This is a genomic window from Caulobacter segnis (assembly GCF_023935105.1).
GTDB lineage: Bacteria > Pseudomonadota > Alphaproteobacteria > Caulobacterales > Caulobacteraceae > Caulobacter > Caulobacter segnis_B.
Genome location: NZ_CP096040.1, coordinates 4424758 through 4445921, shown reverse-complemented (window position 1 = coordinate 4445921; position 21164 = coordinate 4424758). Strand labels below are relative to the sequence as shown.

At 69.3% G+C, this 21164-nt stretch carries 16 protein-coding genes and 3 pseudogenes; 10 read left to right on the top strand and 9 right to left on the bottom strand.

Annotated features, from left to right (window positions below; genetic code table 11):
• Position 1 precedes the first annotated feature (1 nt).
• Complete coding sequence (locus MZV50_RS20750) at positions 2–979, top strand: type II secretion system F family protein (protein WP_252631174.1); 978 nt, start codon at positions 2–4, stop codon at positions 977–979.
• Between the two features lie 13 nt (positions 980–992).
• Positions 993–1976 carry a type II secretion system F family protein gene (locus MZV50_RS20745; protein WP_252631173.1) on the top strand — a complete coding sequence of 328 codons (984 nt, stop codon included), beginning with the start codon at positions 993–995 and terminating at the stop codon, positions 1974–1976.
• Between the two features lie 205 nt (positions 1977–2181).
• On the opposite strand, the gene MZV50_RS20740 is transcribed toward MZV50_RS20745, so the two are convergent.
• Both MZV50_RS20740 and MZV50_RS20735 read right to left on the bottom strand, forming a co-directional pair.
• Positions 2182–4290, bottom strand: coding sequence for a discoidin domain-containing protein (locus MZV50_RS20740; RefSeq protein WP_252631172.1), 2109 nt, complete (start codon positions 4288–4290; stop codon positions 2182–2184).
• A gap of 43 nt (positions 4291–4333) precedes the next feature.
• Positions 4334–5140: a tetratricopeptide repeat protein gene (locus MZV50_RS20735; RefSeq protein WP_252635288.1), complete on the bottom strand. Its 807-nt coding sequence runs from the start codon at positions 5138–5140 to the stop codon at positions 4334–4336.
• Positions 5141–5225: 85 nt separating this feature from the next.
• Here MZV50_RS20735 and MZV50_RS20730 point away from each other — a divergent pair, with 85 nt between their 5' ends.
• Together MZV50_RS20730 and MZV50_RS20725 are read left to right on the top strand one after the other, a co-directional pair.
• Positions 5226–6635, top strand: coding sequence for a leucyl aminopeptidase family protein (locus tag MZV50_RS20730; RefSeq protein ID WP_252631171.1), 1410 nt, complete (start codon positions 5226–5228; stop codon positions 6633–6635).
• Positions 6632–7465 (top strand): C40 family peptidase, encoded by an 834-nt coding sequence (locus tag MZV50_RS20725; protein WP_252631170.1) that lies wholly within the window; start codon positions 6632–6634, stop codon positions 7463–7465. The genes MZV50_RS20730 and MZV50_RS20725 overlap by 4 nt, the downstream gene beginning before the upstream one ends.
• A gap of 12 nt (positions 7466–7477) precedes the next feature.
• Here MZV50_RS20725 and MZV50_RS26775 read toward each other — a convergent pair.
• The 3 genes and pseudogenes from MZV50_RS26775 to MZV50_RS20715 form a co-directional block, all read right to left on the bottom strand.
• A pseudogene (locus MZV50_RS26775) lies at positions 7478–7566 on the bottom strand (hypothetical protein); the annotation flags it as partial.
• A 10-nt stretch (positions 7567–7576) separates the two neighbouring features.
• A complete protein-coding gene (locus tag MZV50_RS20720) occupies positions 7577–8098 on the bottom strand; it encodes a thioredoxin family protein (RefSeq protein ID WP_252631168.1) in 522 nt (173 codons plus the stop codon).
• A gap of 117 nt (positions 8099–8215) precedes the next feature.
• Positions 8216–8911 carry a c-type cytochrome gene (locus tag MZV50_RS20715; protein WP_252631167.1) on the bottom strand — a complete coding sequence of 232 codons (696 nt, stop codon included), beginning with the start codon at positions 8909–8911 and terminating at the stop codon, positions 8216–8218.
• 156 nt (positions 8912–9067) lie between these two features.
• On the opposite strand from MZV50_RS20715, the gene MZV50_RS20710 reads away from it, so the two are divergent.
• The 5 genes and pseudogenes from MZV50_RS20710 (at position 9068) to MZV50_RS20695 (ending at position 13666) form a co-directional block, all read left to right on the top strand.
• Entirely contained in the window at positions 9068–9805 is a 738-nt protein-coding gene (locus tag MZV50_RS20710) for a 3-deoxy-manno-octulosonate cytidylyltransferase (RefSeq protein ID WP_252631166.1), read from the top strand.
• Positions 9802–10653, top strand: coding sequence for a prephenate dehydratase (locus MZV50_RS20705; RefSeq protein WP_252631165.1), 852 nt, complete (start codon positions 9802–9804; stop codon positions 10651–10653). The genes MZV50_RS20710 and MZV50_RS20705 overlap by 4 nt, the downstream gene beginning before the upstream one ends.
• Positions 10654–11012: 359 nt before the next feature.
• Positions 11013–12122 (top strand): annotated as a pseudogene (locus MZV50_RS26770) (nitrate- and nitrite sensing domain-containing protein); the annotation flags it as partial.
• Between the two features lie 459 nt (positions 12123–12581).
• Complete coding sequence (locus MZV50_RS26765; protein WP_436792232.1) at positions 12582–13172, top strand: methyl-accepting chemotaxis protein; 591 nt, start codon at positions 12582–12584, stop codon at positions 13170–13172.
• A 77-nt stretch (positions 13173–13249) separates the two neighbouring features.
• Positions 13250–13666, top strand: a complete 417-nt coding sequence (locus tag MZV50_RS20695; protein ID WP_252631163.1) for an MAPEG family protein — start codon at positions 13250–13252, stop codon at positions 13664–13666.
• 2 nt (positions 13667–13668) lie between these two features.
• On the opposite strand, the pseudogene MZV50_RS26760 reads toward MZV50_RS20695, so the two are convergent.
• The 4 genes and pseudogenes from MZV50_RS26760 to nadA all read right to left on the bottom strand — a co-directional run.
• Positions 13669–13737 (bottom strand): annotated as a pseudogene (locus MZV50_RS26760) (hypothetical protein); the annotation flags it as partial.
• A gap of 88 nt (positions 13738–13825) precedes the next feature.
• A complete protein-coding gene (gene nadC / locus MZV50_RS20690) occupies positions 13826–14674 on the bottom strand; it encodes a carboxylating nicotinate-nucleotide diphosphorylase (protein WP_252631161.1) in 849 nt (282 codons plus the stop codon).
• A complete protein-coding gene (locus tag MZV50_RS20685) occupies positions 14671–16200 on the bottom strand; it encodes an L-aspartate oxidase (protein WP_252631160.1) in 1530 nt (509 codons plus the stop codon). The genes nadC and MZV50_RS20685 overlap by 4 nt, the downstream gene beginning before the upstream one ends.
• A gap of 43 nt (positions 16201–16243) precedes the next feature.
• Positions 16244–17332, bottom strand: coding sequence for a quinolinate synthase NadA (gene nadA, locus MZV50_RS20680; RefSeq protein WP_252631158.1), 1089 nt, complete (start codon positions 17330–17332; stop codon positions 16244–16246).
• A gap of 700 nt (positions 17333–18032) precedes the next feature.
• On the opposite strand from nadA, the gene MZV50_RS20675 reads away from it, so the two are divergent.
• The gene (locus tag MZV50_RS20675; protein WP_252631157.1) at positions 18033–20987 is read left to right on the top strand and encodes a TonB-dependent receptor plug domain-containing protein; all 2955 of its coding nucleotides are present in this window, start codon (positions 18033–18035) and stop codon (positions 20985–20987) included.
• Positions 20988–21164 lie beyond the last annotated feature (177 nt).

Here is a 21164-nt window from a genome sequence, read left to right as displayed (position 1 = left end):
GATGCTGTACGTGATCGCCGGCGTCCTGGGCTTCCTGATGATCGCGGGCCTTGGCCTGGCCTTCGCCGGCGGCGACGGCGGTTCGGCCAAGGCCTCCAAGCGCGCCCAGCTGGTCGTGCGCGGCGCCGCGCGCCAGGCCGGCGCGCGCGACAAGGCCGCCGCCAACACCCCCGACGCCCGCCGCCAGGCCATCCTCAAGGCGCTGAAGGAGCAGGAGCGAAAGCAGAAGAAGAGCCTACTCAGCATCGGCTCGCGCATGCAGGCGGCCGGCCTGGGCGACAACGTCCGGATGTTCTGGATCGTCAGCGGCGTGCTGGGTCTCTTCGTGGCGATGATGTTCCTGCTGCTGCGCCAGGCGCCGCTGATCGCCCTGGGCGCGGGCTTCGCCGCCGGGGCGGGCCTGCCGCGCTGGGTGCTCGCCATCCTGGCCAAGGGCCGCACCGCCAAGTTCACGGCCGCCTTCCCGGACGCCATCGACATCATCGTGCGCGGCGTCAAGTCGGGCCTGCCGGTCCACGACTGCCTGAAGATCATCGGCAAGGAGAGCCCCGAGCCCCTGGCCGGGGAGTTCCGGGTGCTGACCGAGAACCTCGGCATGGGCGTGCCGATGGATGCGGCTCTGGACAAGATGCACGAGCGCATGCCGACCAGCGAACTGCGCTTCTTCGCGATCGTGCTGGCCATCCAGCAGAAGACCGGCGGCAACCTGGCCGAGGCGCTGAACAACCTGTCCGGCGTGCTGCGCGCCCGCAAGCTGATGAAGGAGAAGATCAAGGCGCTGTCGGCCGAAGCGGTCGCCTCGGCCATGATCATCGGCGCGCTGCCGCCCGGCGTCGTCACCCTGATCAGCATCACCTCGCCCGCCTACATGCGGCCGATGTTCACCGACCCGCGCGGCCACCTGATGCTGCTGGCGGGCGGGATCTGGATGACGCTGGGCGTCCTGGTCATGCGCCGCATGATCAACTTCAAATTCTGAGGGGGAGGGCCGCGTGGACATCGTCAAGACCCTGACCGATCCCTCCAACATCCTGACGGCGTTCATCGCCCTGGTCGTGTTCGCGACCATCATCACCCTGGCCTCGCCGGTGGTGCGCGGCAGCGGCCTGGAAGGGCGCCTGAAGTCGGTGGCCAACCGTCGCGAGGAACTGCGCCGGCGCTCGCGCCAGAGCCTGGCCGCGCGCGGCGGCGGGCCGGCCACCCTGCGCCACCAGGAAAAGGACCTGTACAAGACCGTCGTCGAGCGCCTGCAGCTGTCCAAGCTGCTGGAGGACCCCAAGGTCGTCGACAACCTGGCCCAGGCGGGGTTCCGCGGTCCGGGGCCGGTGACGACCTTCTACTTCTTCCGCTTCGTCATGCCGTTCGTGTTCGCGGCGGTGGTGGCGGTCTATCTGAGCGTGGTCAACGGCTTCGGCCTGCTGCCCATCCAGAAGGTCTGCGCCTGCGTGGCCTTCCTGGCGGCCGGCTATTACGCCCCCAACGTCTACATCACCAATGTCGCCCAGAAGCGCCGCGAGTCGATCGTGGCGGCCTTTCCCGACGCCCTGGACCTGCTGCTGATCTGCGTGGAGAGCGGCATGTCGATCGAGGCGGCGATCCAGAAGGTCGGCTCGGAAGTCGGCGGCCAGTCGATGGAGCTGGCCGAGGAGCTGTCCCTGCTCACCGCCGAGCTGTCGTATCTGCCCGACCGTCGCATGGCCTATGAAGGCCTGGCCCGCCGCAACAACCACCCGGGCGTCAAGTCGGTCGCCACGGCCATGATCCAGGCCGAGCGCTATGGCACGCCGCTGGGCGCGGCCCTGCGCGTCATGGCCAAGGAGAACCGCGACCTGCGCCTGGCCGCCGCCGAGAAGAAGGCCGCCGCCCTGCCGGCCCAGCTGACCGTGCCGATGATCCTGTTCTTCCTGCCGGTGCTGTTCATCATGATCCTGGGCCCCGCGATCATGCGGGTGCAGGACATCTTCGGAAAGCACTGAGGCACGCTAGAGAGGGATCGACATTCAGCGATCCATCCAAAACCCGTCTCCCCGGCGAAAGCCGGGGCCCAGATTCATCCGGAGAGATTGGGGCTGACGCGCCTGTTCGCCTCGCCCGTCCGGTAACCGTCCCGGGCTCGATCTGGGCCCCGGCTTTCGCCGGGGAGATCGGATTTGGGGGCAAAGAGCTGAACGTCGATCGGCCCTAAGGCGCCGGGGCGTCGATCCGTCCGCGCACCACGGTCAGCGACCATGGCGGCAGGACCACGGCCCTGGCCCCGTCCTGGCGCCGCTTCAGGGGTGGCAGGGTCTTGGCTGGCCGGCTCTGCTCGCCCGCGTCCTTCCAAGCGTAGCGCGTGCGGTCGTAGGTCCAGACGTCGACGGGACCCTTGAAGCCGTGCGCGCGCTGACCCTTCTCGAAGACCAGCTTGGCGGCGTGGGCGGCCTTGGCGTCGCGATTGACCAGCATCAGCGACCACTGGCCGTCCGGACGCTTGACGGCATAGGCGCTGACAAAGGCGCGGCCCTTGGCGTCGCGGACGCTGGACGTCGCCGGCCAGACCGCGTGCGCGCCATGACCCGGCTGGCTCCAGGCGTGGCTCAACAGCCAGGCGCCCTGAAAGGTCGGGCTGGGCCACTTGGCCTGGCCGTTCTCGTCCGTCTGCCAGGTCATCATGTTGCCGTAGCCGGCGCAGGCCTGGTGCTGGTTGATCGGCTGGTTGGGCGTGTAGCCGAACAGGAAGGCCTGGGCGCCGCCCTTGGCCAGGAAGCGACCGACGATGTCGGCGTTCAGCAGGGCCGCGGGGATCTCCGACATCACCCGCCCCGAATAGGCCGAGAAGCCGTACTCGCTGATCACCAGGGGCGTGGTCGCCGGCACGTGGTCGTCGCGCAGGCGCTTCAGATCGCGGTCCAGCATGGCGTCGTGGTCCAGCAGCTTCTCGTCGATCCGCCCGCAGACATCGTCGAACGGATAGTGCTCGAACGAGACGAAACCCAGGTCGGCCAGGCGGCCCCTCGCGGCCAGGGTGTCGACGAAGCGGCGGGTCCACGAACGGTCCTCGCCGGCGTCGGGCGCCCACATGTCGGCGACGGCCGCCTGCAGGCTGGGGCCGCCGGTGATGATCTTGGGGTTCGCGGCGCGCACCGCCCGCGCCATCTGGATGTAGAGTTCGGCGTAGTCCTCGGGCGAGCCGTACTGGCCGTCGGCCTCCTCGCCGATCTCGACCTGGTCGACCGGATAGCCCCGACGCTTCAGCCAGCGGATCTCGGCGGCGGCGTTGTCGGGCGTGTCGAACATCGCGCCGACCGGGACCATCATCGGCAGGCCGTTGGTCAGGCCGCTGCGATACACCAGGTCCAGGCCCGGCTGCTCCAGGTCAGGATCCTCGTCGACCGCCCGGTGCCAGGGATCGGTGGAGGAGACGTGCATGACGGTCTGGGTCGTGCTGGAGCGGCCCGTGCGGATCGCGTCGTGGAAGCCGTCGCCATCCAGCGTGCCGAACCCGACCTCGGCCAGGGCGTAGCCCAGGCCGTCGCGGACATCGGTCGACCCCGCCGGCGCCGTCCCGGACGAACGGCTCATCAACACCCGGATCATGGTCGTGCGGATCGGCGCCTCGGCCAGTTTCAGGGTCACAGCGCCGCCGGCCGCGCCGCTCACCGCGCCGTTCGGAAAGGTCACCCAGCGGCCGTCGGGGTCCCAGTCGTCGTGACCGGTCCAGTACTGCACCGCGTAGTCGACGGCGTAGGGCGTGGCCCAGGTCAGGCGGGCCGCGTCGATCGGCCGGGCCTCGTCCAGCTCGGCGATCAGCCACTGCGGCCGCGCCGGGGCGTGGGTGTAGCGGCTGTCCAGATAAGGGTTCGACTTCCAGAAAGTCGCCGGGTCGCCGTCGTCCAGCCGCGAATAGCCCAGATTGTTGGCCTGGTCCTTGGTCATGCCGCGCCGGGGGAGGTTGTAGCCGTGCGACAGCAGGATCGGCCCGCCGGGCGTGTCGTCCGAGGTCCAGTAGCCCTGAGCGTGGGCGGCGTCGCTCCAGCGCCCCTTGGGGTTCCAGTGCCAGGCCTCGTTGCCCAGTTCGGTTCGCAAGCGATAGGTGATCTTGGCCAGGCCCGCCTGGCGCATGGCCGCGACGTTGTGCGGGGTGTAGATCGCCTTGACCTCGTCCTTGCCCATCCCGTCCAGCCCGCCGCCGAAAGCCTCGTCGGGACGGAAGACGTTCACCGGTCTGGGCGCGGAAAGGTCGACCACGACCCGATCGGGAACCGGCGTGGAAGCGGCGGGGGCGGCGGCGAGGGCGAGGAAAGCGATCACGGTCGCGGTTTCGCCTCGGGTTGCGGCGAAGGTAAGGCCTTGGCTACTGCCCGCCGCCGGCCTTCAGGGCGTCCCAGGAGCGGTTGGCGCCGGCCTGGCCGATGGCGGCGCGGAGATAGGCCAGGTTGTTGGCCACCTGTTCGGGCGGCAGGTCGGCGCGGGCCAGCTTCTCGGCTTCCGGCAGGCGGCCTTCCAGGCCCAGCACCAGGGCCAGGTTCTGGCGCACCTGGATCCCGGCCGAGGGCAGGGCGGCGGCGCGGCGCAGCTGGGTCTCGGCCCCGGCCAGGTCGCCCTTGGCGGCCAGGTGCATGGCGTAGTTGGCCAGCGGCGTCGCTTCGTTCGGCGCCAGCGCCAGGGCCTGGCGATGGGCGGCCTCGGCCTCGTCGTCGCGCTCGGCCTGTTCGTAGGCCACGCCCAGCAGGGTCTGCGGACGCCAGTCCCTGGGAGCCAGGGCGGCGGCCTTGCGCGCGGGCGCGATGGCGTAGAAGCCCTGGCCGCGCGCGATGTGGGCGCGGGCCAGCTCCAGCAGCAGGGCGGTGTCGTCGGGATGGGCGATCAGGGCCCGGTCGACGGCCTGGGCCGCGTCGTCGTTGCGACCCAGGGCGCGCAGCGCCTGGGCCAGGCCCGCGCCGGCCTCGGCGTCGCCCGGATCCAGCTCGAATTCGGAACCCCAGAAGGCCGCGCGCGCCAGCGGGTCCAGGCGTCGCGCCTCGGCGCGCTGCTGGGGCGAGGCCTTGGCCGGCGCGGCGCGGACGGCCTCGACCGACGTGGCCGCATCCGCCGCGAACGCGGGCGCCGCCGTCAGCAGGCCGGCGAGAACGGTTGCGACGAGCGCGCGGTTGCGACACATGAGAGACATGTCTCCAGAGAACCCGCCCATTGTCCGGGCGCGGCTCTCAAGGAAGCGTTAAGCATAATCTCGAAGGGTTCAGCCGATGACCGACGCGACGCATCCGATCCTCGCCGAGGCCGACGGTCAGGCGATCCCCGTCCATCCGCTGGCCGAGAGCGACGTCGAGGCGTTCCTGGCGCAAAAGCGCGCTCCGGTAAGGACTTACGCCGCCGCCAACAGTTTCACGGGCAAGGTCGGCCAGGTGCTGGCGGTCCCAGGGGCCAGCGGCGCGGTCGAGCGGGTGCTGCTGGGAACCGGCGCGGGCCGCGCGGATCTGTCGCTGTTCCGCACCCTGGCCGGCAAGCTTCCGGCCGGCCAGTACGCCCTGGCCAAGGTTCCCAAGGGGATCGACCCGGAGCAGGCGACCCTGGCCTTCGCCCTGGGGACCTATCGCTTCGACCGCTATAAGAAGAAGCACGGCGAGCCGATCCCGCGCCTGGTCGCGCCCAAGGGCGTCGACGCCGCCGCCGTGACCGCCTTCGCCCACGCCTGCGCCCTGGCCCGCGACATGGTCAACACCCCGGCCAACGACATGGGGCCGTTGCAGATCGAGACCATCGCCGGCGAGATCGCGCAGAAGTACGGGGCGACCCTGTCGGTGGTGCGTGGCGACGACCTGCTGCGCGAGAACTACCCCGCCGTCCACGCCGTGGGCCGCGCGGCCGTCGACGCCCGCGCGCCGCGCATGATCGAGGTCAGCTGGGGCGATCCCTCGCACCCGGTGCTGGTCTTGGTGGGCAAGGGTGTGGTGTTCGACACCGGCGGCCTCGACATCAAGCCCTCGGCCGGCATGCGGCTGATGAAGAAGGACATGGGCGGCGCCGCCCACGCCCTGGCCCTCGGTCGGATGATCATGGAAGCCGCCCTGCCGGTGCGGCTGGTGATCCTGACCCCGGTGGTCGAGAACGCCATCGCCGGCGACGCCATGCGGCCGGGCGACGTGCTGCAGACCCGCGCCGGCCTGACCGTCGAGGTCGGCAACACCGACGCCGAGGGCCGCCTGATCCTGGCCGACGCCCTGACCCGGGCCAGCGAGCTGAAGCCGGCCCTGACCCTGGACTTCGCCACCCTGACCGGCGCGGCGCGCATCGCCATGGGCCCGTTCGTCATTCCGTTCTGGACCGCCGACGACAAGCTGGCCGGCCAGATCGAGGCAGCCTCGGCGGCGGTCGCCGACCCGCTGTGGCGCCTGCCCCTGACGCAGGCCTATCGCGACGCCCTGGACAGCGACATCGCCGACCTCAAGAACGATCCCGACGGCTGGGCCCAGGCCGGCGCCACCACGGCCGCCCTGTTCCTGCAACGGTTCGCGCCGCAGGGAGAAGACGTCGGCCCCTGGGCCCACTTCGACGTCTTCGCCTGGAACCCCAAGGGACGCCCCGGATTCCCGGTAGGGGCGGAGGTCCAGGCCATCCGCGCCGCGTTCGCCATGATCAAGAGCCGCTTCGCATGACCCTGGACACCCGCATCACCCTGGCCCGCCCCGACCTGGCCGACCAGCGCCTGGAAGGCCTGGCCCCGGCCGAGCGCTACGCCGAGACCCGGGTGATGGTCTGCGTCGCGCCCGCCACGGCCATCCGCGCCATCGCCTCGCCCGACGCCGAGCAGTGGGACCAGCTGTTGTTCGGCGAGGTCTTCCGGGTGCTGGAGGAAAAGGACGGCTTCGCCTGGGGGCAGGCCCCGCGCGACGGCTATGTCGGCCATGTGGCGGTCGCCGACCTGGCGCCCCAGGGCCATCCGCCGACCCACGCGGTCAGCGCCCTGCGCACCTACGCGTTCAGTCGGCCCGACATCAAGTCGCGGCCCGAGGGGCTCTATAGCCTCAACGCCCTGGTGACGATCGAGGACCGCGACGGCCGCTTCGCCAAGGCCGTCGGCGCGGGCTGGTTCGTCGAGGACCATCTGACGCCGATCGGCCGGGGCGAGCGCGACTACGTCGCCGTCGCCGAGCGCTTCCTGGGCGCGCCCTATCAGTGGGGCGGCCGCGAGAGCCTGGGCCTGGACTGCTCGGGCCTGGTCCAGCAGGCCCTCTATGCCTGCGCCCGCGCCTGCCCGCGCGACACCGACATGCAGCGCGGCTTCTTCCCGGAAGTGGCCGAGGCCGACCGCCAGCGCGGCGACCTGGTGTTCTGGAAAGGCCACGTCGCCATCCTACTGGACCGCGACACCATCCTGCACGCCAACGCCCACCACATGGCCACGGCCGTGGAGCGCCTGGCCGAGGCGATCGCGCGGATCGAAGCGACCCCGACGGGGGCGCCGCTGGGGTATCGGCGGGTCTAGCGGGGCCGAAACCTCGTCCTTCGACAGGCTCAGGATGAGGTTTCTACCGATAGGCCGCCAAAAGTAGTCCTCACCCTGAGCTTGTCAAAGGGCGAGGACGGGCCCGCCGTCCTACTTCACCCACTGCGCCAGCCAGTCGACGATCGACTGCGGGGTCATGTGGCGGGCGTCGGTCAGGGCGAAGAAGGCGCCGTCGTTGACCAGCTTGCCCTTGGTGTCCACGACCAGGAAGGACGGCACGCCCTTCAGCTTATCGACGCCGTAGCGGGCCGGGATCTGCATGTTGTGGTCGTAGCGGCCGACATTGATGGTCACGACCTCGTAGTGCTTGTCGACCCAGCGCTTGACGTCCGGCTGCTCGATGACGCCGGCGAACACGCGGCAGTCGCCGCACCAGTTGCCGCCCAGGTCGATCAGGACGAGCTTCCTGTGCGCCTTGGCGCGCTTGAGGGCGGCCGCCAGGTCGGCCTCGGCGTCGGCCTTCTCGTCGTAGGGATAGGGCAGGGGCGTGGGCAGGCCGTCGATCGACGTCAGGGCCACGGTCGGGGCCTTGGCGGCGAAGGCGGCGGCCGGGGCGGCCAGGGAGGCGGAGAGAACCAGCAGGCCGGTGACGGCCAGGGCGCGGAGCTTCATCGGCGAGGGCTTTCGGACGAACCTTGGAGTTCGGAAAGCCTAGCTTCCGCATAGGAAAAGGGCCGCGAAGAAAACTTCGCGGCCCCTTCAGATCTCGTTGATCCGCTCGAGAAGCGATCAGGCCTTCGGCGGGGCCGTGGCGCCGCCAGCCGCCGGAGCGGCGGGGGCGGTCGCGGCGCCGGCGGCCGGAGCCGTCGTGCCACCCGCGGCGCCGGGAGCCGCGGCGTCAGCGGCCGGAGCGCCCGCGGCGGCCGGAGCCGCGGCGGCCGGACGCGGCGGCGGCACCGGCAGCTTGCTGCCCAGGCTGTGCAGGTAGGCGATCATGGCGATGCGGTCTTCCGGCTTCTTCAGACCCACGAAGGTCATGTTGGTGCCGGGGACGTCCTTACCGGGCGCCTTCAGGAAGGTGTACAGCGCGTCGTAGTCCCAGATCGGGGTCTTGGTCGCGAAGTCCTTCATCGCGCCCGAATAGTTGTACGCCGGGTGCGAGGCGGGCTTGCGGCCGACGACGTCCCACAGGCCGGGGCCGGTGGCGTTGGCGTCCGAAGCGTCCAGCTTGTGGCAGGCGGCGCACTTGGCCGAGACGGCCTGGCCGGCGGCGACATTGGCCGGGGTCAGCACGGCGTTCCAGTCCGGCGGGGTGTCGACGGCTTCGCCGCCGCCGGCCGATTCTTCCTGGACCGCGATCTCGTAGCCGGCCTTCTCGACTTCGTGCTTCTTGAAGACGATGTCGGACGCTTCGCGGAGACCGAAGATAACGAGGCCGGTCAGCAGCACGCCGCCAGCGATCTTGTTGAACGTCAGGTCGCTCATTTCAGCCTTGTCAGCCTCTTGTCGGCCCACCCCAGGGGCGGGCTTTGAACCCGCGCGCCGGAATCCCCCTCTGAGTCCCCAGCACGCCTCATGTTGCGCTCGCGTCTCTTACACGCTACCGCCCCTCGCGCAACCGGGCAGCATAGATTTGAGGCCATGAACCCTATCGTCCTGATCCCCGCGCGGATGGCGGCGACACGTCTGCCCAACAAGCCGCTGGCCGACATCGGCGGCGTTCCGATGATCGTCCGCGTCCTGAACCAGGCGCTGAAGGCCGGCGTCGGCCCTGTGGCGGTGGCCGCCGGCGATCCCGAAATCGTCGAGGCGGTTCAAGCCGCTGGCGGTCTGGCGGTACTGACCGACCCGCGACTGCCGTCCGGCTCGGACCGGATCCTGGCGGCCCTGGCGCAACTCGATCCGGGTTCGAAGCACGACGTGGTCATCAACCTGCAGGGCGACATGCCGTTCGTCGACCCGGCCGTGCTCAGCGATTGCGCCCGCGTACTTAAGGAGTTCGGCGACGCCGATATCGCCACCGTCGTGGCCCCCGAGGCCTCGCCGGCCGACCGGTCGAATCCCGACGTCGTCAAGGCGGTGCTCACGATGGAAGCCGACGGCAGGAGCGGCCGCGCCCTCTATTTCACCCGCTCGACGCTTTATGGCGACGCGCCCGTCTGGCGCCACATCGGCATCTACGGCTATCGCCGCGCAGCGCTGGAGGCGTTCAACGCCGCCGCGCCTTCGCCGCTGGAGACGCGCGAGAAGCTGGAACAGCTGCGCGCCATGGAGCTGGGCCTGACCATCCGCGCCGCCGTGGCCGCGACCGCACCGATCTCCGTCGACAATCCTTCCGACCTCGAAGCGGCGCGACAAGCCGCAGGAAAAGCAGAATGAGCATCCTCAAGAAGATCGCCTTCCAGGGCGAGCCCGGCGCCAACAGCCACGAGGCGTGCCGGACCTACTTCCCGGACTACGAGGCCTATCCCTGCAAGACGTTCGAGGAAGCGTTCGAGGCCATCAAGACCGGGGCCGCCCAGCTGGGCATGATCCCGATCGAGAACTCGATCGCCGGCCGGGTCGCCGACGTGCACCACCTGCTGCCGGCCTCGGGCCTGAAGATCATCGGCGAGCGCTTCAAGCCGATCCGCTTCCAGCTGATGGCCAACAAGGGCGTCAAGCTGTCGGACGTCGAGGTCGTGGCCTCGATGCCGATCGCCCTGTCCCAGTGCCGCAACAGCCTCAAGAAGCTGGGCGTGACCACCGAGGCGGCCGGCGACACCGCCGGCGCGGCCAAGGAACTGGCCCTGAAGCCGAACCCCAAGCGCGGCGCCGTGGCCCCGGCCCTGGCGGCCGAGATCTACGGCCTGGACATCCTGGCCCGCGACATCGAGGACGAGCGCCACAACACCACCCGCTTCCTGGTGATGACGGCCGACCCGAACCCGCCGGCCCCGGAGTTCACCCATCGCTGCGTGACCAGCTTCGTGTTCCGCGTCCGAAACCTGCCGGCCGCCCTCTACAAGGCCCTGGGCGGTTTCGCGACCAACGGCGTCAACATGACCAAGCTGGAAAGCTACATGGAGGGCGGCAACTTCACGGCGACCTTCTTCTACGCCGAGGTCGACGGCCGGCCCGAGGATCGCAGCCTGGCCCTGGCCCTGGACGAGCTGAAGTTCTTCTCCGAGAAGTTCGAGATCCTCGGGGTCTATCCGGCGGACCCGTTCCGCGATCGTGGAACCTGATCCCTCTTCCCCAGGGCTCTAAAAAGTCGTCGAGAAAACGCCGTCGCCCAGCCCGGGGCGGCGGCGTCTTCATGTGCGCGCTCCGGCAATCGCAGGAGGTCGGTTCCGGCGTCTGGTGGTTTCTTGATCAATATCAAGAACGGAAATATTCGAACTAAGTTATTTTATTAGGTGTTTTTACGTATAATGATAAATTTGTCTTGATTATTCTCCATTAAGCATTCCGGAATAAAAAAATTGATCATGCGACGGTATCTTTCTGGCGCAATTATTCAATCAATACTTGGCGAGTTTCGCTGGAGTTCGGTGTCCGGCGCCGCGTCCTTGTGTGTGTCCTCCGGCGCCAGAGGAAGACGCGAATGTCCATCAAGCAGCGCATGTTCTTGGCGATCCTGACGCCGGTCCTGGCCCTGGCGGTCCTCAGCCTGGCGGTCTGCGTCAACCAGTTCGGCCAGGTCATGGAGGCGCGCAAGGCGACGGCGACCTTGCGCCTGGTCGCGCCGATCGAGGCGGCCGTCGACGCTCTGCAGAAAGAGCGCGGGGCGACCTCGGGCATGATGGCGGCGGCGGACCGCGGCCCCTTCGCCGCCAAGGTCGCCCGGCAGCGGGCGGCCGCCGACCAGGCCTTGTCGACCTTGTCGGCCGGCTGGTCGGGCGCCGCGCCCAGCGTGCGCGGCGGAACCCTGGGCGAGCCCATGCGCCAGGCCATGGCCAAGCTGGACGCCCTGCCGGCCCTTCGCGCCCAGGCCGACGCGCCGAATGCTCAGCGCGCGGTCGTCATCGCCGGCTACACCGACCTGGTGGCCGCCCTGATCCGGGGCGCCGAGGCGGTCGAGGTCAAGAAACTGGGCGGAGACGTCGATGACGCCGTCGGCGCCTATGCCGCCCTGCTGCGCGCCAAGGAGGCGGCCGGCCAGGAGCGCGCGGCCGGGGCGGCCGGCTTCGGCGCCGCCCGCTTCGACGCCGAGCTGCTGGCCAGGATGCGGCAGTTGGCGGGCCAGCAGCAGGGCGCTCTGGACGAGGCGTGCCGCAAGCGCGCCGCGTTGTGCCAGGATCTGCGTGTCCGGGGGCAGGGCGAGACCTGGAAGCGGGTCGACGCCATGCGGGCCAAGGCGATCGAGGCTGTCCGCTCGGGCCAGCCCAGCGACGTCGCCGGCGCGGCCTGGTTCGACGCGAGCAGCGCCCGGATCGAGGACCTGCGCGAGGTCCTGAAGTCGCAGGGCGGCGCCATCGGAACCATGGCCCTGACCGCCGGCCGCTCGGCGATGGCGACCCTGGCGGGCGTCAGCGTCGCCACCCTGGTCGGGCTGGGACTGGTCGTCCTGCTGTCCCGGCGCGCCTGCATGGGCGTGATCAATCCGCTGGCCGAGCAGGTCTGGGCGATGAAGGCCCTGGCCGACGGCCAGCTGGACATCCAGGTTCCGGGCCTTGGCCGCCGCGACGAGTTCGCCGCCATGGCCTCGGCGCTCGAGGTCTTCCAGGCCGGCGAGATCGCGCGCCGCGAGGGCGAGGCTCAGCGGGAACGCGATCGTGTCGAGGCCGCCGCCGCGCTGGAGGCCGCCCGTCTGCGCGTCCAGGCGGCCAGCGAGGCCGAGGTCAACGCCGCCTTCGGCCAGGCCCTGCGCCGGCTGGCGGCGGGCGACCTGACCTGCCGGGTGAGCGCCGCGCCCCCGGCCTTCCTGCCCCTGCAGGCCGATTTCAACACCGCCGCCGAGACCATGGGCGCGGCCCTCAAGCGCCTGAACGTCGCCTCGGGCGGCGTGGGCGCGGCCTCCGGCGAGATCCGCGCCGCGGCCAACGACCTGTCGCGCCGCACCGAGCACCAGGCCGCCTCGCTGGAGGAGGCCGCCGCGGCCCTGCACCAGATCAGCGAGTCGGTCAGTTCGGCGGCCGCCACCGCGGCGGCGGCGCGCGACTATCTGGGCGACATGCGCCAGGTGGCCGCCGGGGCGCGGGACATCGTCCAGGAAACCGCCGAGGCCGTCACCGGCATCGAGCGGTCCGCCAGCCAGATCGGCTCGATCGTCGGGGTCATCGACGAGATCGCCTTCCAGACCAACCTCCTGGCCCTGAACGCCGGCGTCGAGGCGGCGCGGGCGGGTGAGAGCGGCAAGGGCTTCGCGGTCGTCGCCCAGGAGGTGCGGGCCCTGGCCCAGCGCTCGGCCGACGCGGCCAGGGAGATCAAGGCCCTGATCGCGGACAGCAACCGCCAGGTCCGCAACGGCGTCGACAAGGCGGGCGCGTCCGGCCAGGCCCTGGAGAGCATCGTCCAGCAGGTCGGCGACCTGTCCGGCCGCATGCAGGAGATCGCCGCCTCGGCGTGCGAGCAGTCCTCCAGCCTGGGTCAGATCAACGCGGCGATCACCGACCTGGACGGCGTGACCCAGCAGAACGCGGCCATGGTCGAGCAGGCCACGGCCGCCGCCACGGCCCTGGCGCGCGAGGCCCGCGACATGAACGCGATGATGGCCGAGTTCGAACTGGGCGACGACGGCGCCCCGTCTCGGGCCGTCGCCTGACGTCGGGTCCGCCTTCCCATAACGGTGGTCGTTGAATAGCCTTCCCATCGGCGCGCAGACGCCACGGGGAGGAAACCATGAACGACACTATGATCGCGCCGGTGATGGCGTTGGTGGCCTGGTCGCTGGTGATCTGGATCTGGATGTACGTCCAGCGGATCCCGGCGATGCAGAAGGCGGGGATCAAGCCGCAGGAGGCGCGGTTCCCGGGCTCGCTGGACAGGCTGCCCGACACGGCGCGCCAGGCGGCCGACAACTACAACCACCTGATGGAGCAGCCGACGATCTTCTACGCGGCGGCGCTGGCCATCCAGGTCGCCGGCCACGCCGACGGCATGGCCGTGCATTTCGCCTGGGTCTATGTCGGCGTGCGGATCCTGCACAGCCTGCTGCAGATCAGCGTCAATCTGGTGGCGCTGCGGTTCCTGCTGTTCGTGGTGTCCACGGGCGTGCTGGCGGCGATGGTCGTGCGCGAGCTGATGAAGCTGTTCTAGGGGCAAGGAGTCCCTCTCTCAAGGAGAGAGGGAGGGGCCCGCCGCGAAGCGGTGGGAGGGTGAGTGGGTACGCCGATCGACGGCGCGCCGGCACTCCGTCAAGCGCTGTAACCACTCACCCCAACCCTCTCTCTAAGAGAGAGGGAGCTCGCTTTGCCGCTAGTTGGCGTCCAGACCGATATCCAGCACCGGCGCCGAGTGGGTCAGGGCGCCGACGCTGATCACGTCGACGCCGGTCTCGGCGATCGCCTTGACCGTCAGCAGGTTCACCCCGCCCGAGGCCTCCAGCACCGCGCGGCCCTTGGCCAGCGATACGGCGGTCGCCAGATCCGCGAGGCTGAAATTGTCCAGCATGACCACGTCAGGGCGGTGCTTGAGGGCCTCTTCCAGCTGGTCCAGGCCGTCGACCTCGACCTCGACCTTGACCAGGTGCCCGGCGTGGGCGCGGGCGCGCCGCACGGCCTCGCCGACCCCGCCGCAGGCCGCGACGTGGTTGTCCTTGATCAGGATCGCGTCATCCAGGCCGAAGCGGTGGTTGACCCCGCCGCCGCAGCGGACGGCGTACTTCTCCAGCGCCCGCAGGCCCGGCGTGGTCTTGCGGGTGTCGACGATGGTCGCGTTCGTGCCGGCCACCAGGCGGACATAGGCCCGCGTCAGGGTGGCGATCCCCGAGAGCCGGCCCAGCAGGTTCAGGCCCGTGCGCTCGGCGGCCAGCACCGCGCGGGCGTTCCCTTCGGCGCGGGCCAGGATCGCGCCCGGCGCGGCGTCGGCGCCGTCGGGCGTGACCACCTCGAACGACGCCGTCGGGTCCAGGGCCGCCAGGGACAGGCGCGCGCAGGCAAGGCCCGAAACCCTCCCATCCTGCCGGCTGGCCCAGACCACCGACAGGCGGGCGTCCGGATCGATGCAGGCCCGGCCGGTGATGTCGCCGGCCCGGCCCAGGTCCTCGGCCAGGGCCAGGTCGACGATCGGGCGGACGAGGATATCGTCGAGAGGCTGGATGGTCATTCGGCGGCGTAGCGGACGGCGGCGTCCGCGCTCGTAAGGGTCACGAAGGTGCGAACCGGTTCGGCGGTCGCGGGGAAGTCCGAGCGGAAGTGACCGCCCCGGCTTTCCTGGCGAGCCAGGGCGGCCTCGACGATCAGGCGGGCGGCGACCAGGGGCGGGCAGGGGCCGTAGGCCGGCTCCAGGGCGTTCAGCTGCTCCAGCAGGCGGGAGAGGCCCGCCGCGTCGCGGATCACCCCGGCGTCGCGGCTCATGGCCCGGCGCAGGATCTGCAACGTGGCGTCTGGCAGGTCCGGGAAGGGCTCCAGGCTGACCGGCTCGCCGCCCCCAAGAGCGGAAAGAGCCACACCTTCGGTCGCCGCCGCGCGCCCGGCGCGGGCCCCGAACACGGCCGCTTCCAGCAGGCTGTTGGAGGCCAGGCGGTTGGCGCCCTGCACGCCGGTCGAGGCGCACTCGCCGGCGGCGAAGAGGCCCGGCAGGCTGGCGCGACCGTCCAGGTCCGTGGCCACCCCGCCCATGTGGTAGTGCACGGCCGGGACGACCGGGATCATCTCGCGGCGCGGATCGATCCCGGCGCTCCGGCAAGCCTCGAACACGGCGGGGAATTCGTGCGGGAATTGGTCGCCGACCGCCTCCGTCGCATCGAGAAAGGCGCCGCGACCGGCGGCGCGCTCGGCGTGGATGGCGCGGGCGACCACGTCGCGCGGAGCCAGTTCCTTGGCCGGGTGATAGTCGGCCATGAAGGCGCGACCATTCGCATCGCGCAGGATCGAGCCCTCGCCGCGCAGGGCCTCGGTGGCCAGGGGAGCGGGATCGCGGCCAATGTCGATGGCCGTGGGGTGGAACTGCACGAACTCCGGATCGGCGATCGTGGCGCCGGCCAGGGCGGCCAGGCCCAGGCCCTCGCCGCGCACCTCGGCTGGCGTGGTGGTGACGGCGTAGAGACCGCCGACGCCGCCGGTGGCCAGGATCACGCTGCTGGCGCGGATCTCGATCAGCGCGCCGTCGATCTGGGCCAGCACCCCGACCACCCGGCCGGTCGCGTCCTGCAGCAGCCGGCGGGCGCGGGCGTTCTCGCGGATCTCGATCGTCGGCGTCGCGCGCACCGTGGCGATCACCGCGGCCATGATCGCCGCGCCGGCTCCGTCGCCGCCGACCCGGGCGACCCGCGCCTTGGCGTGGGCGGCTTCGAGGCTGAGGACGAAGTCGCCACCGGTCTTGCGGTCGAACGGCGCGCCCAGGGCGGCCAGGTCGCGGACGGCCTGCGGGCCCTCCTGCGTCAGCAGCGCCACGGCCTTCGGATCGCAGAGGCCCGCGCCGGCGGCGATGGTGTCGGCGGCGTGCAGGGCCGGCGTATCGTCGCCGGCCAAGGCCGCCGCCATGCCGCCCTGCGCCCAGGCGCTGGAGCAGCCGGTCGCCAGCGGCGTCGGCGACAGCACGAGGGCCGTCTTGGCCGCGAGGGCGGCGGTGAGGCCCGCCAGACCGGCGCCGAGGATCACGGGGCCGTCGAAGGAGATACGCTCGATCACTGGAAACACTCCCTGGGGAGAGGGAAGAAAAGCTGGCGAAGGACTAGATCAGCTCGACATCCACGTGATGCCGCGCCTTGACCAGGTCGTAACGCGCCGGAACCGCCGGCGGCGGCAGGTCGATCATCCGCTGCACGGCCAGGCGGGCGCGGTCGAGGACGTCGGCGTCGACCGTGACCTCGTACTGCTCGTGGACCAGGGCGTCGTGGATGTTCCGCAGGGTGATGCGCTTCATGTGCGGGCACATGTTGCAGGGGCCGATGAACTGGGTCGCCGGGCTCTCGGCCTGGACGTTGCTGGCCATCGAGCACTCGGTGATCAGCACCACCTGGGCTGGCTTGCGCGACGCCACATAGTCGTTCATGGCGGCGGTCGAGCCGGCGAAGTCGGCGGCCTCCAGGATCTCGGCCGGGCATTCAGGGTGGGCCAGCACCTCGGCGCCCGGCCAGGCCGCGCGCATGTCGGCGATGTCGCTGGCGGTGAAGCGCTTGTGCACCTCGCAGTGACCGGCCCAGGCGATGATCTTGATGTCCGTCTGGCGGGCGACGTTGCGGGCCAGGAACTCGTCGGGGATCAGGATGACCTTGTCGGTCCCCCATTCCTTGGCGGCCCACTCCACCACCTGCACCGCGTTGGCGCTGGTGCAGCAGATGTCGGTTTCGGCCTTCACGTCAGCGGTGGTGTTGACATAGGTCACGACCGGCACGCCGGGATAGCGCTGCTTGATCAGCCGCACGTCGGCGCCGGTGATCGAGGAGGCGAGCGAGCAGCCGGCCTTCAGGTCCGGGATCAGGATCTTCTTGTCGGGGCTCAGCACCTTGCTGGTCTCGGCCATGAAGTGCACGCCGGCCTGGACGATGATCCTGGCGTCGCTCTTGGCGGCTTCCTTGGCCAGGGCCAGGCTGTCGCCGACGAAGTCGCCCACGCCGTGGAAGATGTCCGGCGTCATGTAGTTGTGGGCCAGGATCGCGGCGTTCTTCTCGCGCTTGAGGCGGTTGATCTCGGCGATCAGCGGGGCCTGCGTCCGCCACTCCATCGGGGTGACGTGGTGCTTGACCTTATCCCAGATCCCCGCCGTCTCCGCCTCGACCTGGGCGGTGAATTCCAGCGGCGCCGCAAACCCGTCGGCCATCCGATCCTCCGTTATGCTCAAAGTGAGCATTTCCAGGGCCTCAAAAAACGCCGTGCCTCTTCGGGCGATCCCCGATCGGGCGGTCCGGCGTCGGGGTTATGCTGAAAGTGAGCATAACCTGTCCGTCACATATAGCTCTTGCGAGTCGGATTGCAAACCCAGCTTCTCTAAAAAGCGCCGCGCCAATGTCTGGGGCGGCGCGTTTGGGCTCGCGCGATAAGGTGTGCGCGTGCGACGACGCGTTGCCAAGATTTGCCGATCAAGCGCTAGAGTTAATCCTTACATATCGGCAATGTGGAAGAAAAATTCCGCCGCAGCGGCGGTTGCGCGGAAACTTCGTGCAGATCTCTGGCTATCAAGGATGTACAGTAATCACTGTACATGTAGCCGTATAGCTTCTCCGGTATCGAATTTCGATGAATTTGAGTGACTCGCCTCGCTGAAAGTAGCAATTTCGTCTTCTTGTATATTTGTGAGTATCTTAGAAGTATTTAAGTTACATTTGCGTAATCATGTGACTTTAAAGAGACTCTAAGATGGCGACGTGTTTCGGCGTAGCAATGATCGTTGACCTACGATCATTTCAATCCGTAGCTCCCCGCCTGCCGAATTCAACGACGAGTTCGGAGCCGTGCGCGCCTGTCTTCGCGCGCTAGATGCTGGGGAGCTAAACTTGAATACGAAGTCCATCCGGGAGCGGTTGCTCGCTTCCTCCATGATCTGTGGAACCGCCGTGGCCCTGCTGGGGGCGAGCCAGGCCGTGGCGCAGACCGCGCCGGCCGCCGAACAGACGCAGGTCGAAGAGATCGTCGTCACCGGTTCGCTGTTCCGCCGCACCGACACCGAGACCCCGTCGCCGGTCACCGTGCTGACCTCGGAAAACCTGCAGCGCGCCGGCATCACCACCGCCGCCGACGCCATTCGCACCATCTCGGCCGACGGCGCGGGTTCGATCCCGACGGGCTTCCAGGGCGGCTTCAGCGCCGGCGGCTCGGCCGTCTCGCTGCGCGGCCTGGGCGTCTCGTCGACCCTGGTGCTGGTCGACGGCCTGCGCTCGGCCAACTTCCCGATCAATGACGACGGCCACAACGCCTATGTCGACCTGAACTCGATCCCGTTCAGCCTGATCGAGAAGATCGAAGTGCTGAAGGACGGCGCCTCGTCGTCGTACGGCGCCGACGCCATCGGCGGCGTGGTGAACCTGAAGCTGCGCAAGACCTTCGTCGGCGTGATGGGCAGCGCCGAGGCCGGCGAGAGCGATCGCGGCGACGCCGAGCACAAGCGCGCCGACCTGACCCTGGGCTATGGCGACTACGCCGAGAGCGGCTGGAACGTCTATGTCAACGCCGAGTACCAGAAGGACGGCCGGGTCACCAACCACAGCCGCGGCTTCCCGTACAACACCCTGGACCTGACGCCGATCGGCGGTGTGGACAACAACACCGGCGACAGCAGCATGATCCCGACCACGGGCACGCCGACCGCCGTCGTCACCCGCGTCGTCCAGACCGACCTGAACAACCCGCTGGCCGGCGGCGTCGGTACGATCAACAACCAGTACCAGGCCCTGAACCTGAACTGCGCGGACGGCACCTTCACCGTCACCACGGGTTCGGCCCAAGGCACCAGCTGCAAGTACAATCTGGCTGACAAGTACAACCAGATCGCGCCGCTGCAGAAGCGCTTCGCGGTCAATGGCCGCCTGAGCGTGCGCCTGAACGAGAACATCGAGGCCTACGCCACGGGCAGCTTCTCGCGCAGCGAAGTCAGCATCAAGGGCCAGCCCCAGAACACCCGCCTGCGTCAGCCGTTCGGCGCGCCCGCGACCCTGGCCTCGAACAATCCGGGCATGGTCCTGCCGGTGTGGATCTGCTCGTCGGGCGTCAACTGCGCCGATCCCAGCGCCGCTGGTCGCCGCCTGAACCCGAACAACCCGTACGCGGCCGCCTACGCCAACGATCCGACCAACGGCGCGGCGCGCATCTACTACGTGTTCGGCGACATCCCGTTCGGCAGCGATCGTCGCAACGAAGTCATCCGCGGCACTGCCGGCCTGACCGGCAGCTTCGGCGACGACTGGAACTGGAAGGTCGAGGCCGTCGGCGCCAAGGACAACCTGCGCCTGGTCCAGCATGGCTATCTGAACATCGCCAACACGCTGAAGGCCATCAACACCGGCTCGTACAACTTCGTGAACCCGGAGCAGAACACGGCCGACGTGCGCAACGCGATCGCGCCGGACATCACGACGCCGTCGCACTCGTCGCTGATGGCGATCGAGGGCTCGATCACCAAGCGTCTGTGGACCCTGCCGGGCGGCGACATGCAGCTGGCCGTCGGCGGCCAGGTCCGCCGCGAGGTTCTGGAGAACAACAACCAGAACGCCCGCCTGGACACCTGGACCCTGACCACCTCGTCGGCGTTCGGCAAGCACACCGTGTCGGCCGGCTATTTCGAAGTGCTGGCCCCGGTGCTGGACAAGGTCGAGCTGAACGTCTCGGGTCGCTATGACCACTATTCGGAAGGCTACGGCCACTTCTCGCCGAAGTTCGGCGTGAAATACACGCCGATCAAGCAACTGGCCTTCCGCGGCACCTATGCCAAGGGCTTCCGCGCCCCGACCTTCGCCGAAGCCAGCGCCCGTTCGCAGTACGCCGGCTTCTCGAACTACACCCCGCCGACCAGCTTCCAGAACGCCCACGGCGGTACGGTGACCGGCGGCAACAAGAACCCCTATGCCGGCCAGTACTCGATCGGCGGCGGCTACAACGGCAATCCGGACCTGAAGCCGGAAGTGTCGCGCAGCTTCACCAGCGGCGTGATCTTCGAGCCGACCCGTTGGCTGAGCATGACGGCCGACTACTACAACGTGAAGAAGTCGGGCCTGATCGTGGCCGGACCGCTGCTGGCCCAGGCCCGCGCGGCCTACTACAGCAAGACGAACCAGGCCGACGGCTGCGCCGCCGTCGCGGCCATCGGCCCGGGCTATTCGTGCAACCTGGTCGACGGCATCGATCCGCAGTTCCCGAACGCCCTGCCGCGCGTGCTGATCATCAACGCGCCGTTCGTCAACGCCAACTACCAGATCACCTCGGGCATCGACGTCGCGGCCACGGTCAAGGCGCCGATCACCGACAGCATCCGGTGGACCAGCCGCGTCGAAGTCACCCACGTGTTCAAGTCCGACCTGCACACCGCCGACGGCAAGGTGCAGAAGTACGCGGGCACCCTGGGTCCGAACGGCCTGTCGGCCGGCAACGGCACGCCGAACTGGCGCGGCAACTGGCAGAACACCCTGGCCTTCGGTGACAAGTACACCCTGTCGGCCACGGCCTACTATGTCGGCAAGATCAAGCAGGTCGCCGCCGACGTGTACGAGGACACCAGCTGCGAAAACGGCAACCTGTACAACAACGGCGACAAGGAGATGGGCAAGAAGTTCTGCCACATCAAGAGCTTCGTGAACGTCGACCTGAACGCCACCGCCCAGGTGACCGACCAGGTCCAGGTCTACGGCAATGTCGGCAACCTGTTCGACGAGAAGGCTCCGGTCGCGCCGGGCGCCTACACCTCGAACCCGAACTACCTGAGCGCCTTCCACTACGCCGGCCTGATCGGCCGGACGTTCAAGCTGGGCGTGCGCTTCCAGTACTAAGAGCCAAGACCTCAGGGTTTTCGGCGGGGCCGGTTCCGAAAGGAGCCGGCCCTTTTCTTTGCGGGGTGAGGTCGGCTTTCGGCCCTGGGCGGATCTCTCCTCCCCCGCATCGCGGGGGGGAGCAGAATGGCCGCTTCCCACCCTCTCGGACCTTAGGTCCGCCCAAAGAAAAAGCCC